The 15,651-nt window shown below is 31.7% G+C and carries 14 protein-coding genes; 12 read left to right on the top strand and 2 right to left on the bottom strand.

Annotated elements, in window-relative coordinates:
- The first annotated feature begins 299 nt into the window (after positions 1-299).
- The 12 genes from EVJ47_07990 to EVJ47_07935 all read left to right on the top strand — a co-directional run bounded on the left by EVJ47_07990 (position 300) and on the right by EVJ47_07935 (position 13,385).
- On the top strand, positions 300-563 hold the full coding sequence (locus EVJ47_07990; protein ID RZD14162.1) for an AbrB/MazE/SpoVT family DNA-binding domain-containing protein: 264 nt from the start codon (positions 300-302) through the stop codon (positions 561-563).
- The gene (locus EVJ47_07985) at positions 554-949 is read left to right on the top strand and encodes a putative toxin-antitoxin system toxin component, PIN family (GenBank protein RZD14161.1); all 396 of its coding nucleotides are present in this window, start codon (positions 554-556) and stop codon (positions 947-949) included. Before EVJ47_07990 ends, EVJ47_07985 begins: the two co-directional genes overlap by 10 nt.
- 1,245 nt (positions 950-2,194) lie before the next feature.
- A complete protein-coding gene (locus EVJ47_07980) occupies positions 2,195-3,142 on the top strand; it encodes a hypothetical protein (protein ID RZD14160.1) in 948 nt (315 codons plus the stop codon).
- Positions 3,143-3,151: 9 nt separating this feature from the next.
- A complete protein-coding gene (locus EVJ47_07975; GenBank protein RZD14159.1) occupies positions 3,152-3,355 on the top strand; it encodes a hypothetical protein in 204 nt (67 codons plus the stop codon).
- Positions 3,356-3,466: 111 nt separating this feature from the next.
- Positions 3,467-4,237 (top strand): hypothetical protein, encoded by a 771-nt coding sequence (locus EVJ47_07970; protein ID RZD14158.1) that lies wholly within the window; start codon positions 3,467-3,469, stop codon positions 4,235-4,237.
- A gap of 324 nt (positions 4,238-4,561) precedes the next feature.
- Positions 4,562-4,801: a hypothetical protein gene (locus EVJ47_07965; protein ID RZD14157.1), complete on the top strand. Its 240-nt coding sequence runs from the start codon at positions 4,562-4,564 to the stop codon at positions 4,799-4,801.
- Between the two features lie 24 nt (positions 4,802-4,825).
- Entirely contained in the window at positions 4,826-5,512 is a 687-nt protein-coding gene (locus tag EVJ47_07960) for a hypothetical protein (GenBank protein RZD14156.1), read from the top strand.
- Between the two features lie 88 nt (positions 5,513-5,600).
- A complete protein-coding gene (locus EVJ47_07955) occupies positions 5,601-7,238 on the top strand; it encodes a site-specific DNA-methyltransferase (protein ID RZD14155.1) in 1,638 nt (545 codons plus the stop codon).
- Between the two features lie 2 nt (positions 7,239-7,240).
- On the top strand, positions 7,241-9,730 hold the full coding sequence (locus EVJ47_07950) for a restriction endonuclease subunit R (protein ID RZD14154.1): 2,490 nt from the start codon (positions 7,241-7,243) through the stop codon (positions 9,728-9,730).
- Between the two features lie 37 nt (positions 9,731-9,767).
- Complete coding sequence (locus EVJ47_07945; GenBank protein RZD14153.1) at positions 9,768-12,044, top strand: hypothetical protein; 2,277 nt, start codon at positions 9,768-9,770, stop codon at positions 12,042-12,044.
- 673 nt (positions 12,045-12,717) lie between these two features.
- Positions 12,718-13,053, top strand: a complete 336-nt coding sequence (locus EVJ47_07940; protein ID RZD14152.1) for a hypothetical protein — start codon at positions 12,718-12,720, stop codon at positions 13,051-13,053.
- A 107-nt stretch (positions 13,054-13,160) separates the two neighbouring features.
- Complete coding sequence (locus EVJ47_07935) at positions 13,161-13,385, top strand: hypothetical protein (protein RZD14151.1); 225 nt, start codon at positions 13,161-13,163, stop codon at positions 13,383-13,385.
- Between the two features lie 482 nt (positions 13,386-13,867).
- Here the strand turns inward: EVJ47_07935 and EVJ47_07930 are convergent, their stop codons facing one another.
- Together EVJ47_07930 and EVJ47_07925 are read right to left on the bottom strand one after the other, a co-directional pair.
- Complete coding sequence (locus EVJ47_07930; protein ID RZD14150.1) at positions 13,868-14,539, bottom strand: hypothetical protein; 672 nt, start codon at positions 14,537-14,539, stop codon at positions 13,868-13,870.
- Positions 14,539-15,570, bottom strand: coding sequence for a site-specific integrase (locus EVJ47_07925; GenBank protein ID RZD14149.1), 1,032 nt, complete (start codon positions 15,568-15,570; stop codon positions 14,539-14,541). Before EVJ47_07925 ends, EVJ47_07930 begins: the two co-directional genes overlap by 1 nt.
- Positions 15,571-15,651: the final 81 nt, after the last annotated feature.

Below are 15,651 nucleotides of genomic sequence, written 5' to 3'. Positions count from 1 at the left end.
CATATGACCGCCAAGAAAAAAAGAAATATGCGACCAGCGGGAGCAGAGACCGCAGGTAAAGCTTAACAGGTTTCTATGACATTCCCGATTTTGCTGGGGGTTTTTAAGGGGGCAGCTTTGTTCGGACAAAGCGAACCCCCTTAATGTATCAGCATTTGAGCATTTATTATTATATTCCTATCGGACGGGCTTTTCAATTCCAGATTTTTTGATTTTACAAAAATCTTAACTTGATTTTTTAATTAATTACCTTTATAATAAAAGTAAGAAATACTTACTTATTTTGGAGGTTTATTATTATGGAAACTACAAGCATGTCCGTTAAAGGACAGGTGGTCATACCGAATAAAATCAGGAAAGCCCTAAACTTAAAGCCGAATTCCAAACTGATTATACTTCAGGACGGGAGCAATATACTTTTAAAGCCTATTGAAGAACCCAAGATAAAGGATTTTAAAAATCTAATCGCTATGGGTGACGAAATTTCGGAAAAATTAAATCTAAAGCGCAAAGATGTCGGCAGGGTTATAAAAGAAACAAGGAATAAACAAAAGTGCGCATAGTTATAGATACCAATATATTAATCTCCGGCATATTTTTTAGAGGAAAAGAAAGAGACCTGCTCGAACTATGGTTTAGCGGCAAATTTGACGTTATATGCACGGAGGAAATATTCGAGGAATATTCGGAAGTATTAACGAGATTTACCGAAAAATCCGGTGAAAATAAACATCAAGAAATTGCCGGTATAATTGTCAAAAACTGTCTATTTATTAAAAATGTTTATAACGAAAAATATTCAAGGGATCCCGGCGACGATAAATTTATAAATTGCGCAAAAAGCGGCGGAGCGTCATATATAGTTTCAGGGGACAAAGATTTGCTTGTTCTAAAAAAGATAGGCGACTTGGAAATAATAACGGCCTCTAACTTCTTAAAGTCCCTTTAATAAATTCTACGATAGCTTTAAAATAAATTAGTTTACTTATTTTCCGACCTTATAATTTTCATAAGCGGATAACCTCCTTTAATTAGAGTTAATGGTGTTATCCGCTATTTTATTATTATTTTTAGTTAAGGAATAGACAAAATGAAAGTTATTTATATATAGACATTTTAATAGTTACTAACAATTTTAAAATTTCTCTTGACAACTTTTTTTATTTTTGATATTATAAAAACATTAAAAGCTTTTTTCGGATTTTTCACTGCCTCTGCGCTAAAAACCCGACCGCCTGCAACACTTTTTATAAGGGATTATATAAAAAATTTTAAACAGGCCCTTTTGTAATCCCATTTAAAGCAGAAGCCAAGCCAAGTGGAGTAAAAACCACAAAAGTATTATATTTGCAACATAATACACTGGGACTTCTAAACTGCTATTAATTTAATTTGTTACTATATTTTATAAAAACAAATTAAATTCCTTTCAATAAGGCAAATTCTGCCTAAATCTCAATTATCTATCCATAAATTTCAATCAATTTTTGTATTAATCTTATTTTCACTAACCTACATAACAACATTTTGTTTTACCTACAAATGTTGCCCTGCAGTTCTCAAAGTTTCTATCTTTCAATTTTGCTATAAATTTACGAAACTTCTTTAATGTTTTTGCCGCTCTTTTTTGCGCCATAGTTTTTTGCCAGCTTTATCAGCAAAAAACAAAGCAAGCAAAAAACAGGCAAAAACTACCCTAAAATTATTTTTTTAACTGTTCGCAAATTTCAACAGTTATTAAAAACTTTTAAAGTTCGTAAAGCGTTTTATTTCAAGGAGTTTGGCTCGCCAATAGCGAGACAAAATACGTGGAAATAAAACGCTGGATGTCCCCTAAATTCACGCCCGTTCGTCGGGAAATTTCATAATTAAAAATATATATGCTGGTTATACCTACCCGCTCAAATCCTTTACTGCCTTAAGGCGAAAACGACCGAACCCGCCTTTTAAAAAAATACGGTCTCAAAAACAAGGTAAATAGGAAGGATAAAATAAGGTAAAAGGGGATATTTTGTTATTTTCTGCCCTTTCAAAAAAGAAAAAAAACGGTTCTGACCGCAAGGAACCCTAAAAATACCTGCGCGCTTTATTGCTTTAAAAGTTTTGCCCTTTTGTTTATAGGGTTTCTTAAAAATAAACAACTACAGGATACCACTGTCTTTTTTAATATTAACACAATAAGGAGGACATTATTATGGCAAGAGAAAGAGCAAGTATAACATATCAGGTGCTTGAAGCTTTTAAGAATTTACAACGTTTTGGAGAAAGTAAATTTAAAGCTAAACAAGAATTTAAAGCCAGATACAATGGCGATAAGGGAGTAGATAAATTTATGGCGGCGTTTGCCAAGTCAACCGGCGTTTTTGCAACAACTACTTTCAAAAGCTATTTATCTATATCGATTCGAGCATCTGAATACATTAAAGAACATTTCGGCATAAAGAATATCAAAAATATAAATTCGGACCACATTAAATCTTATTTGGAAAGTATATCAAAGAGATCAAATGATACAATGCATACCTATAAATCGGCACTCAACAAATTTGAAAGTGCCTTGACTCAAAAATACGGGCAAAAATACGACTTCAAAATAAATGAAACTCAATTTAAATCCGCGGGGGTTAAAGAACGAGCAGGATATTATTCTTACGAAAATAAAGAAAGTTTGATTAAAGCTATTGATAGCAATAATAAAACCCCTGATAAGATAAAATTAGCCATTGCGGTAATCGAGCAAAGTGGCATCAGACTTCACAAATCACTCATTTTAAATGGTTTAAGGCTTGACAGCAAAGGAGAACTTTATGCAGTAGGTAAGGGCGGTAAAATACAAAAGTTTGAGGGATTTAATTCGCTCTCTCCTGAAACTAAAGAAAAGGTTTTATCTGAAATAGATAAAAACGGCAAATTTCAATTAACTACTAAAGAATATAAACAAACCTTAAAACATTTAGAAAAAGCGGCGGAAGCGACAGGACAACCTTACGAAGCCGCACATTCGCTCAAAAAAGGTTTTGCTGGAGATGTCAGAACGGAGATATCGGAAAAGACAGGCAAAGAATACAAAGAAATCGTTAACTCCAAAGAATATAACCGAGCGCTCGCTCATAACCGCAGAGTATCAACCTACGAACGATAAGGAGGAACTATGCAAAGAAGATTAAGTAAGAAAAGAAAAATTTTGACCAGATACAAGCCTGAAATTTTGAATATGAAAAATCAGGGTTTTAGTTTAAGGCAAATTTCAAAGGAACTAATGCGCCGGCATAATCTTAAGATTTCAAGAAATTATTTATCCGAATTACTTAATAATAAAAGCCATAAATTATCTATCGTTGCAGTGAGTAAATAAAAAAGCTGTCGTAGGTTTGTCATATTTTTGAAACCGCTGGGAATGCAGGCGGGAGTGAGTGTTATTGGAAATTTTGTCGTATTGTCGTAGAGGGTCGCCCCCGCTAAAAAAATGGCTAAATTAAACGGTAAAAAATTCGTGGAAAAATCTATCGAACAATTAAAACTATATCCTTTCGGAACAAAGTTTATTATCAAAGCAAAAAACTTTGAAACCGGCGAGGTAAAGATATTAAAAGACCAAACGATAAAAACTTATTCTAAATCGCTATCGTATTTAAAATATCTAAATGTCGCCGGATATAATATTTTTCTTTTTCTCTGCCGGCAGACGGGGGGTGCGACTGATATCCTGCTCGATGATATTACGAATCAGGGAGTCAAAAGATTATACAATGACGGTTTTGAACCGCTTTATTATCTGGAGACTTCGCCTGATAATTTTCAAGCGATTATTAAATTATCCGATAGCCCGGTAGATAATATGGATATTCTAACTTTTATATCTCGGCAATTAGCCGAAACATATGACGCGGATATAAATTCAAGCGATATAAGGCATTTTTTCAGGATCGCAGGTTTTGTTAACAGAAAACTTAAATATCGCAATGAAAAAGGATTATATCCGTTCGTAGAGTTTTTCGTAGGTATTGGTAAAACCTGCAAAAAAGGTCAAGAATACATAGACAAAATTTTAGCAGGTATCGATGCCGGATTTATTGAACTGCCGCCTGAAAGGAATATAGCCACCCCCCCCGCCTTATTACAGGCGGGAAAAAAGATGGGCAATACCTGCACGAATATATTAAAAAAGTCTATGATAGCTGCAACACAAGCGATATATCCGCCCTTGATTTTAAAGCCGCCAAATATGCAATCTTAAAAGGATTTAATCCCGATGACATCAAAAAGGCAATTATGCAATATAGCCCAGATATTGCGATAAGAAAAAAAGGGCATATAGAGGATTATCTCTCAAGAACGCTGAAAAATGCTTCTGCTCGGCTTTAAAATCCTTTCAAATTTGACCGTATAGGCTCGGAACGGAGCTTATATCTATAACGCTATTCCGATAACAACGACTATCTCAGGTTGTAAACTTATAAGCATTATAAGGCGCGCTCAGGGTTTTCCTAATCCAAGATACTGGGCTGTCGAAAATTATAAGATTTGCTCCGGTAATATAGCCGAAGTTAAAAATACTAATATGGCGGGTTGGAATAACTTGCCAAACGGTATTAAACCTGTTATAAATAATATAATAGCGGAAGCAAGACAATACGGCAAGGCTACGGCTAATTATTACGGATATAGGGTAATCGCAAAGACGGGTGTTGCGATAGGGACGGTATTCGTATATGTGCTTAATGATACGAAGGCGGATGCTTATAAAGCCAAAGGCTTTATATCCGCTGGAGTGAAGTTGGAAGCGATGATGAGGTTTTGAAAAATAATACAGACGGATTTTAAAATGGAACAAGTAAGTAATTTTTGGAATAGCTTTTTGAGTGCATTAATTGGGGCGATGGTCGGCGGCATATTTGTTCTAATAGGCGCTTTTTTATCGTTCCATTATGATTCTAAAAAAGAAGAAAAACAAAGAAAGGAATTAATAAATTCGTTTTTAAATGGAGTCTATCATGAAATTGAATCCTTTTGGGAATTAGATATGGTTAAATCCGCAATAATGAAATTAAATTCAATTTCTAAAGATGATAAATATTTTGCTAATGAAATTGAAAGGTTATTAAAAAATCCTAAAGATGATGAATTGAACAAATTAATAGAAAACATTTTGCCCGAAAATATTTTTATAGAGCTTTTCTATATAAGAAGGGAAGAATATTTTTTAATTTATAATAATAATGCGAATTTAATAGGTAAAATTACAGATAAGGAACTTATAAGATTAATTATAAATGCTTATAATAAGATTAAAGGATTATTGGATTTATTTGATATTAATAATGACTATAGAAAAAAATATATATATTTTTTAGAGCAATATTATCATAAAGCACCACCAACCCATTTTGACAGGATAGAATTACTCACTTACATGAGAATATTAAGAGAAAATGCGATAAGATTAAAAAACAGCTATAGAGAGGTGGAAGAAGCTAAAAATATTTTGTTTGAAAAACTTAAAACTTTGTAAATAATAGCTTTTTAAATAAATATAATTAATGATTTGAATCACAAGAACAATTATTAGATCTTTGTTAAACCTATAAATAAAGGATTATATGCCGACAATAAATTTTAAAGGAAAAAACGCTGTTTGGAATCATCATTTATCACTCCCGTATCAAATACTGGAAAAGGATAAAAAATTATCTGCCAAAGGAAAAAATGAGGATGAAAACCTAATTATAGAAGCGGATAATTTAATTGCGCTTAAGAGTTTGTTGCCAAAGTATCAGGGGAAAATAAAATGTATCTATATCGATCCGCCGTATAATACTGGCAATGAAAACTGGGTTTATAACGATAAAGTTAATAGCCCTCTTTTAAGGGCTTGGATTGGTGAAATTGTTGGCAAAGATGATTTAACTAAGCATGATAAGTGGCTCTGCATGATGGTTCCACGTTTAAAATTATTAAGAGAGTTCTTAAACGATGAAGGGGTTATTTTTATAAGTATAGATAATAATGAAGAGCACCATTTAAGAAATATATGCGACGAAATTTTTATGGATAATTTCATAGCCAAATTGGTTTGGAAAGGTAAAAGTGGGGCTGAAGATGATAATTATTACAGAACAATACACGAGTATATTTTAGTATATGCTAAGAATAAAAGTCAATTTAATGCAGGATTGCAAATAAAAGAAGGAGGAAATTTTCCGAAGTTTGACCAAAATAAGGAAAAGTATTATACAACACAGCTTTTAAGGAAATGGGGGTCTAATAGTAGAAGAGAGGATAGGCCTAATTTGTTTTATCCAATAAAAGGACCCGATGGTAATGATTTTTTTCCAAGATTGCCTGATGGAAGTGATGGATGTTGGCGTTGGGATAAATCAAAAATGATAAAAGCTATTGAAAATGGGGATATTGATTTTGCTTTTAATAATAAAAATTTATTGGAAGCATATGAAAAAATTTATGAGCCGGATGAAAACGAAAATAGATTTAAAAAATACCAAAGTGTTTTAGATAACGTTGGTTCTACTACCATGGGAACTAAAGAACTAATGGAGATTTTTGATGGTCTAAAAGTATTTGATCATCCAAAACCTACTTCATTATTAAAAAGATTATTTACTATGAGTGGATTAAGGAATAATGATATCATACTTGACTCATTCGCTGGTTCCGGCACAACAGCTCATGCAGTTTTGGAATTAAATAAAGAAGATGGCGGAAATAGAAAATTTATTTTAGTGCAACTTCCGGAAAAAATTGAAGAAGACAAGCCTGCGTACAAGGCAGGTTTTAAATATGTTCACGAAATTACCAGAGAACGTGTAAAGCGAGTAATAGAAAGAGATAAATTAGAAGTTGGTTTTTATTATATGAGGCTCGGACCAAAGATTGATGCGGATTCAATTTTAAATGGCGATTTACCAACCTATAATGAATTTGCAAAATATGTTTATTACTTGGCAGCGGGCAAAACAATGGATAACGAAGAATCAATTAATGAAAAAAATTATTTTGTCGGTAAAATAAATAGCGAAACGGTTTATCTTATATATGAAAAAGATACGGAGAAATTGAAAAAATTAGCTATTACTCTTGATTGGGCGGAAGAAGTCAATAAAAAAGATAATGGAAAGAAGATAGTTTATGCTCCTGCTTGTTTTTTAGATGAGGAGTATTTGGAGAGGTTTAATATTAGTTTTGTAAGTATTCCTTATAACCTTTTTGAGAAAAAGTAAATATGATTCTAAAAGATTACCAAACTGATGTCGTAGAAGCGCTTAAAAAATTTTATACAGAAGCCGAAAATGTAAAAAGCGCAATTGAAAAACTGGATGTTAACCTGAGAAGTTCAATATCTTATGTTGATGCAGTTTATAATAATCTCAATTTATCTCATTTTGCCGATAGGCCTAAAAATGGTCTGGGCGAATCTTACCCCCGCTTTTGCTTAAAAATTCCAACAGGCGGGGGAAAAACGCTTTTGGCTATTGAAGCTATCCGTGAATACCATAATCTATTTGCCAAAAAAAGAACCGGCCTTGTCGTTTGGATTGTCCACCGTGAAATAATTTATAGACAAACAATTGAAAAGTTAAAAGATAAAAATCATATTTACCGCCAATGGCTCGATCAATGCAGCGGCAATAGGACAATTATTTTAGAAAAAGGTCAGTCTTTACGCCGTCAGGACACCGAAGATAATTTAGTGATTTTAATGTTAATGTTCCAATCGACTAGCAGAAACACTAAAGAAAACATGAAAGTATTTCAGGATAGCGGCGGCTATATTGATTTTTTTCCTCAAGATAATAGGTATGACGAACACCAAAAACTTCTTGAAAAAATTCCAAATTTGGATTTTATACAAGATGACCTATTCAATAATAAAATTGTGAAATCAAGTTTAGGAAATGCTATAAGAATATTAAATCCATTAATTATAGTAGATGAATTTCACACTATGTTCTCTGATATAGCAAAAAAGACACTTGATGGCTTAAATCCTTCAATGATTATCGGACTATCGGCCACTCCTAAAGAACGAAACCATATGAATGTTCTTGTGGAGATTACCGGTCGGCAGCTTGAAAAAGCAGGCATGATTAAGCTTGATTTACATTTACACTCGCCTTCTATTAGTGGAAATTGGCATGAGATGATTAATGAAATAATGAAAAAAAGGAACTCAATAGAAGAAGAAGCAATCAAACTTAATAGCAACAGAAACATCTATATTAGACCTATTGCCCTTATACAGGCGGAAAGGACAGGCAAAGATCAGCGAGAAAAAGGTAAAGTTCATAGCGAAGATGTACGTGAATATCTGATAGAACAAGGCGTGCCTGCCCATGAAATTGCCGTTAAATCAAGTGAAATAGACGAAATTAGAGAGGAAAAGCTTTTATCTCAATCCAGCGAAATTAGATATATTATTACCAAAGAAGCTTTAAAAGAGGGTTGGGATTGTTCTTTCGCTTATATTTTGGGTATAATTCCTAACGCAAGATCAGAATCATCAATGACTCAGTTAGTCGGCAGGATTTTACGCCAACCGTATGCTAAAAAAATCGGAATCAAAGAACTTGATGAAAGCTACGTTTATTTTAATCAAGGCGATACGGAGGATGTGTTAAAAAATATTCAAAAAGGGTTTGAAAATGAAGGTTTGGGTGATTTAATCCAAAATATTAGTAGGGAATCAGGCCCTGCAGGTTCCAAAAAAATCAAAACAAAAGTTAAACCTGAAATCCTTGAAAAATATCCAGAATCGTTGTATTTGCCTGTTTGGATAATAAAAAATAGTGAAAGCTATCGCAGGTTTTCTTATCATATTGATATTAAACCTAATATTGATTGGAGTAAAGTAAACTATGGGGAATGGCTAAAAAATGAAATTTTTCCATTACTCGATGAAAAACCGACCACTTATGAAATTTTAGTTGACATAGATAAAAAATATGAGAAAAAATATTTAGAAGAGAAAGAAAGCGGACTATTTGAAATTTCATATTTAACCCGCAGAATAACTGATGTAACCGATAATGCATTCGTCGCTTTTGATTTAGCAAATGATTTTATTAAAGAATACAAAGAATATAAGAACGAGGAAAAGTTAATAGTTAATAGCGGATTTATTACCCATGAAATTATTAAAAAATTATCGCTTGAAAAATTTAATCAGGAAGAAAAAATTTTTAATTCTTTGATAGAGAGTAAAAAATTAATATTAGCGGTTTGCGATGACCAAGATATAGGTTATTTATTGCCGGAAGAATATGAAGTATATCCTGAGGGCATTGAAACATATAAATCAAATCTTTTTGAAAAATCAGATAAATTATCAATGAATCCTCTGGAAATAAAAGTTGCTAATTTGATTGATAATAAAAAAAGCGTTGTATGGTGGGTGCGCAATGTTGCGGAAAATAAAAAATGGTACGCAATTAGCGGATGGAAAAAAGGCAAAATTCATCCCGATTTCATAGCCGCCAAAAAAAATAAAAACGATCAAATAGAGCTGGTTTATATAATTGAGAGCAAGGGGGAGCATTTACTTGGTAATTTGGATACTCAATATAAAAAAAATGTTTTTGATAGAATGAATAATGAAGAAATAAGATCAATTAATTTGAAATTGATTAAACTTAAATTAAACGAAGATTTTAGCTTTAAATTGGTTGAAGAGGGCAAAGAGGATATTGATATTAATAAATTTTTTAATCTGTAATTAACCCATTGTCAAATTAATTAATAAATAAAAATTTATGCCGGGACTTAAAATTAACAGTATTAAGGCAAGCGGTTTTCTTTCTTTTGAAAGTATTGAACTTGTAAACCTGAACGAAAATTTAAATTTCGTAGTGGGGCCAAATGGTGCCGGTAAAACTAACTTTACGAAATTAATGGGGTTTATCAAAATGGCTATTTTAAAGCCATATAATTTTCCATATTCTGCAAATATACAAAATTATCTTAAGAGAGACTCCCGCCAAATAAAGATTGAAGCCGATATTGATTTAATTTTAAGCGGCGAAGAAATTGAAATGATTTCATTAGCTACCGCCATAATTTTCTTTAAAATAAACATCATAATGAAGCCGTTTAATTCCAGTAATTATATACTTTCTTTTCAAAATACTACTAAATTTTTTAACTATCTCTGGAAAGAAATATTTAATAAAGGTAAATTAATAATAGAATATGATGATATTAGCAAAAGCCATAAAATATTTTACAAATCAATTAAAATAGAAAAAATTGCCATAGATATTGTTAATAATTTTCTTGTTACTGGCTATGTTGAAAACGGCTACGATTATCATCAAAATAATTTTGGTTCCATTCAATCAGATAGAAAAAAAGAAGAAATTATTGGAAATATAAATGACATAGCAAGTTATTTAAATAAAAACACTGATTATAATGATTTTTTTAGAGCATGGTATAACGAAGACGTAAAATACTCTTTACTTCTGGAAAATTTTAACCGATTTGGAACTGATAATAAAATAGATGGAGAAATTGATAATATATCTAAGGTTATAAAATATGCGGAAAATTTTTTTATAAAAGATAGTCAATTAGATTTATCTATTGGGACGAATAGGGTTTCTATTTCTACAATATTTATGTGGATTTTCGAAAATTCAATAGTTACATTGGATAATTTCAGATGCCCCTCTAAAAACATATTGTCCATAAAAGAAATAAACGAGATGCAAAATTTCGATTCTAATAATCTTTATCCTTATTTGTTGCAATTAAAAATTAATAAATTTGATGATTATAATAAAGTTAAAGAAACATTTGAAAAATTATCAAACGGTAAAAATTTTGATGTAAGGGTTGCTGAAATAAAAGAATTTTCAAATGGTACAAACATTTTGCCATTGCCTAAACCGCAGAACTGGGGTTTAAGTGAGACGACGGACGCACAAATTAATCAAAATATAAATAGCGTTGATGTATCCATAATAGACCATAAATTAGAATTACAGCTATATTTTAAGGATGGTCAGGATTCAGAAGAATATTCGTTTGAATTCAGTCCTGCCGGATATTATGAAATGCTGACGCTTTCAGCTGTAATAGCAGGAAATAATAATAAAGTAATTATTCTGGATGAACCAGCTCAAAATCTATATCCGACATTGCAGCATAAACTTTTGCTTGAAATAGATAGATATAATAAAAAGAACGGTAATCAATTTTTTATTATTACTCATTCGCCGGATTTGGTTGAAATAGACAAAAAAGATAAAAAAGGCAACATATTTATTTTTAGAAATAAAGATACAAATACAGAGATTAGCAGATTCAAGCCTGAAAACCTTGAACGAATCCAACTTTTTAAATACGAAGAATTAAAACGGTTATTTTTTGCGAAAGGCGTCGTCTTAGTGGAAGGGTTTTCAGAAGAAATACTTGCCAAGCGTTTAATTAGAAACAATGATTTTTTTGAAAGAATCAAAGGTAGAGGAAAATTTAATAACGATGTAAGTATTGGCGATATCGAAATAGTCAACATAGAAGGTATCGGCAGTTTAGTTAATTATATAAAACTTATAGGGAAACTTGGATTGCATTATGTGGCAATAATAGACTCAGATATTTTTAATCCAGAAAAATATAATAATAAAAAGAAAAAAGATGGAATCAAAAAAGCCATAGATTCTATAAACACTTTTGCAAGCTTAGTAGGTGAAAAAAAAATAGATATCTCTGATTTGAAATCTGAAATGCTAAATAATAAGCTTAAAAACATTAAGAGCGGTCTTGAAAATCAATATTATACATATTGCCAAGATCCAAATTTTGAAGAATATGCTAAAAAAGAATTTGGGGAAGGCTTTTATGAAGGATATCTTAAATGGTGCGGAAAAAGATTTGCAACTGATGATAGTGTTTGCGAAAATCACAAAAAGACTAATTACTCTTTATATTTAACAGAAGAAGATAAAATATTTGATAAAATTATTAAAGGAAAAAAATTTAGAATATATACCGAGGCCGTTAGATGTCTTATGAGGCAAATAAGTTAATTAAAAAGAATGTTGAAAAATAAAGTTTTAGTATAGTAGTGAATTTTTAAAAAATTATAAAGGCATTAATTGCTGATTTTAGAGTTCGGTTAGAAACGGAATCAGTGTTCGATTAAAATGGAAATTGAGGGCATTAAAGAGAGGCTTGAATTGTTACAGGTTAAACAAGAAGTTAAAGATTATGTATACAGGGAAGGTTTGGGTGATTTTGATGGAAAATTATTGAAAAGAAATAGACCAAATGATATATTTCAAGTGTCCGACAGAAACCGATATGAGTGTCCAAAATGACCGTTATATGCAGGAAATAAGAGGCTTAAAAAACTCATATTGAAAAAATAAGTATTGAAATACTAATTAATAAGAAAGGGGAATTTGATTTATATAAGCAAAAAGGGATGGCAAAAAATATAATTTGATTGAACAGATTAAAAATGAGCTTAAAAAAGATTTAGATAAAGTTATAAATACCTTTGTTGAATTTTTATAGAATATTTAGGCTTAATTATTAAAAAAGCGTTCGATTAAAACGAAATACGCAAATTCCAGAGGCGGGTGAAAATAAACTCAACTTGCATGTGAATTTAGTTGTAATTTAATAGTTTTATACTTTATTTAGTTTTTGTTTTACTTTGTAGTTCTTTTTTTAAATTAATCTTTATTAGAGGTTAGTATGGATGATGAAAACGATTATTGGAAAAGAGAGCAAGAAAGAGAGCAAGAAAGATATGAACAAAGACAGCAAGACCATAAACATTATCATGAAGAACAGGATCGTTTAGAGCAAGAAAAATCCAATTATGAGGCTTTTCAAACTATGTTGAAAAAACAAGATGATGAACGAAATGATCTCAATTTAGCAGTTGATCGTTATGAATATCCTCACGATAAACATGACGATGACGATAAACATGAAATGAGTAAAACAACTTTTATAGACTGGCTAATTGCTTGGATATTTTTTATAGGGTGTATGATATTTGGTATTTATTTAAGTAATAGGCATTAATCTTTTTATTTAAGGCAATTGTAAGATACAAATTATTGAAACTAAAATATCTATAAATATTAATTTGTTTAATAAAATCGGGAGACCGTTTAAAATTTCGTGTCAGTTTGGAATTGATTTTTGCGGCGGCGGAAATATTTTTTCTGGTCTATCTTATCCAGAAAGGAAAGAAGATATCGGAAGAAATGCGCAAATTGAAATTAGAAAGGCGGTCGGTTATAAATCTTAAAGAAATGCTCGAGGAAGATTTTATTCCGGAAATCGAAATGAGAAAAAATAAAATAATAGACGGGTTTGCTGAAAGATTATATAATTATCACTATAGTAAATAACTTTTTTGGAGGGATTATGGTGATTGATTTTAATTTTTTATATTCTGATGAAGGCAAAATAGAAATTTCAAGACTTTATGACAGATTATTCAATAATGGAGAACCGCCTATGCTCCAGGAAGAAGCGCTAGAACTTTTTGAAAAATATAAAATTTATATGTTAATATTAACAACGCCAAAAAAGAAGGACTGAGCGATATCGAAAGGAAATTATTATTCGTTTGTAAAGAACTTAAGAGAAAAACGGGACCATCAAGAACTTACCCCTACCTTAATAAAAACATTCTCGGTAAAACCTTTAACAGCATTATACCCCCCCTGAATAATAAATAATCTAGTCAGCCACTTAATTTTCCATTCTCCAGAACACCATAATTTGCCTTTTAAGGCATCTGTTTAAAATTTAGATAAATTAACTTTTTTTATCGCTCTTATCCTACACGTTGTCAACCGCCTTCTTTAACGTATCAGGCACCAGATGGCTATATAATTTCGCCGATTTTGTGCGGTTTAAAATTCCCGATTGCTTCTATTGAAGCGTTTTTGCAGAACGAAGCTATTTTAATTGATTGCGAATGTGTGTGTCCGTGTATGTTTAAATTGCAGTTATAATTTTTAAAAATTTCATAAAGCTCTTTGGTTATCCCGGCAAAATTCTCCATATCCTCAACGATATCATTTACAACAGGAAAATGCGAAAACATAATCCTCTTGCCGTCAATTTCGGTTATAATAGCGTTAGCGTATTTATGTTTTGCGGGTATTATATCGTAAGAACCGTCTATAAATAAATGAATGTTTTCGATAATATTAATGCCTAATTCCTTGTATGCGGCATTATCGGCGTCGTGATTTCCTTTAATCAAATAAATCCGGCCGTTAAGTTCCTTTATATATTTCGTTATTTTGTCTTTTCCGCCCCAGACGGCATCGCCCAAATGTAAGATATTATCGTCTGCAGATACGACGGAATTCCAATTATCTATCAATTTACGGTCAGCCGCCGCGGTTAAATCAACGTAATTAGAAACATCTGTTTTAACAGAATTAACCAGGCCGCTTCTTAACGGTTCAGACCGCATAATATTTGCGTGCCCAAAATGCGTGTCTGAAATAACGAATGTATTTGCGGCTAACCAAGTTTGTATTTGCATTACAATATTTTTTTGTTAAATACATCGTCAACCGCTTTCTTAAGCGTCTCCGGGACTAAATGGCTATACCGCTTTGTCATTTGCGTAGTCCTATGTCCTAACAGTTCGCCTGTAATAAATAAAGACGTCCCGTTCATTACCATTTTGCTTGCGAATACGTGGCGCAAGTCGTGGATCCTTAAATCTTTTAATCCGGCATTACGGCACGCCGTATGAAAGGAACGCTTAAAATCGGTTAATTTAGCCCCGTTCCTCTCGAATACGTATAAACCATCCTGATTTTTTCCGACTTGCCTTAAAAGCTCTTTTAACGGTTTTGAAATCGGAATATACCTGTCATACTTGGTTTTAGTTCCTTTAATAGCTATTACGTTATTCTGCAAGTCCACGTCGTCCCATTTTAAGTTAAGAGCCTCGCCTTTGCGGCAACCGGTATAAATTAAAAAAGTAATTAAATCTTTAGTCAACTTATTTGTAGCGCCTGCGATGAGTTTCTCGATGTCGGAGTTTGATAAAGTTTTAATGCGGGATAGTTCATTTAGTTTCTTAATTTTAAATGCAGGGTTCTTATCTATATAGCCTTTCTCAATACAAAAATTAAAGAAATTAGATAAGGTCATTATTTCGCTATTGACAATAGCATAAGTTATTTGACTGTCGTTTTTGCCTTTATTCTTAGGTTCGTTCTGTATTTCAAGCTTTCTTGTTAATTGATAATTTTTAACGTCAATATCTGCAATGTATTTATCTTTAAATAATTTAATAAAATGCTTATAATGCCATTTTTTCTTTTCAATAGTCCCTTTTGAATTATTAAGATTTTTTAAATATTCCTGATAGGTTTCGGCAAATAAACGTTGAGCCTTATTTTTCGCCGGTATATTAAATCTGTCCCGTATCATATCCGCATAAATTGCCGACGCTACTTCTTGCGCTATTTCTTTTTCTTTTGTCTTGCAAGAGTATTGATAATGCTTATTGTCAAGCCTGAACTCGCACCAATAGATACTACCGCGCCTGTAAATTCTCATATTATTTTACCCTAAAAATTGTATGCGTTTTTGTATGCAAAATTCGTTAAAATTGATTAAATTTTATCAAAATTAAGAAAT

Origin of the sequence: Candidatus Acidulodesulfobacterium ferriphilum (assembly GCA_004195035.1) — a bacterium.
Lineage (GTDB): Bacteria > SZUA-79 > SZUA-79 > Acidulodesulfobacterales > Acidulodesulfobacteraceae > Acidulodesulfobacterium > Acidulodesulfobacterium ferriphilum.
Note: the sequence above shows the minus strand (reverse complement) of the source record. Positions and strands in the feature narration are given on the sequence as shown.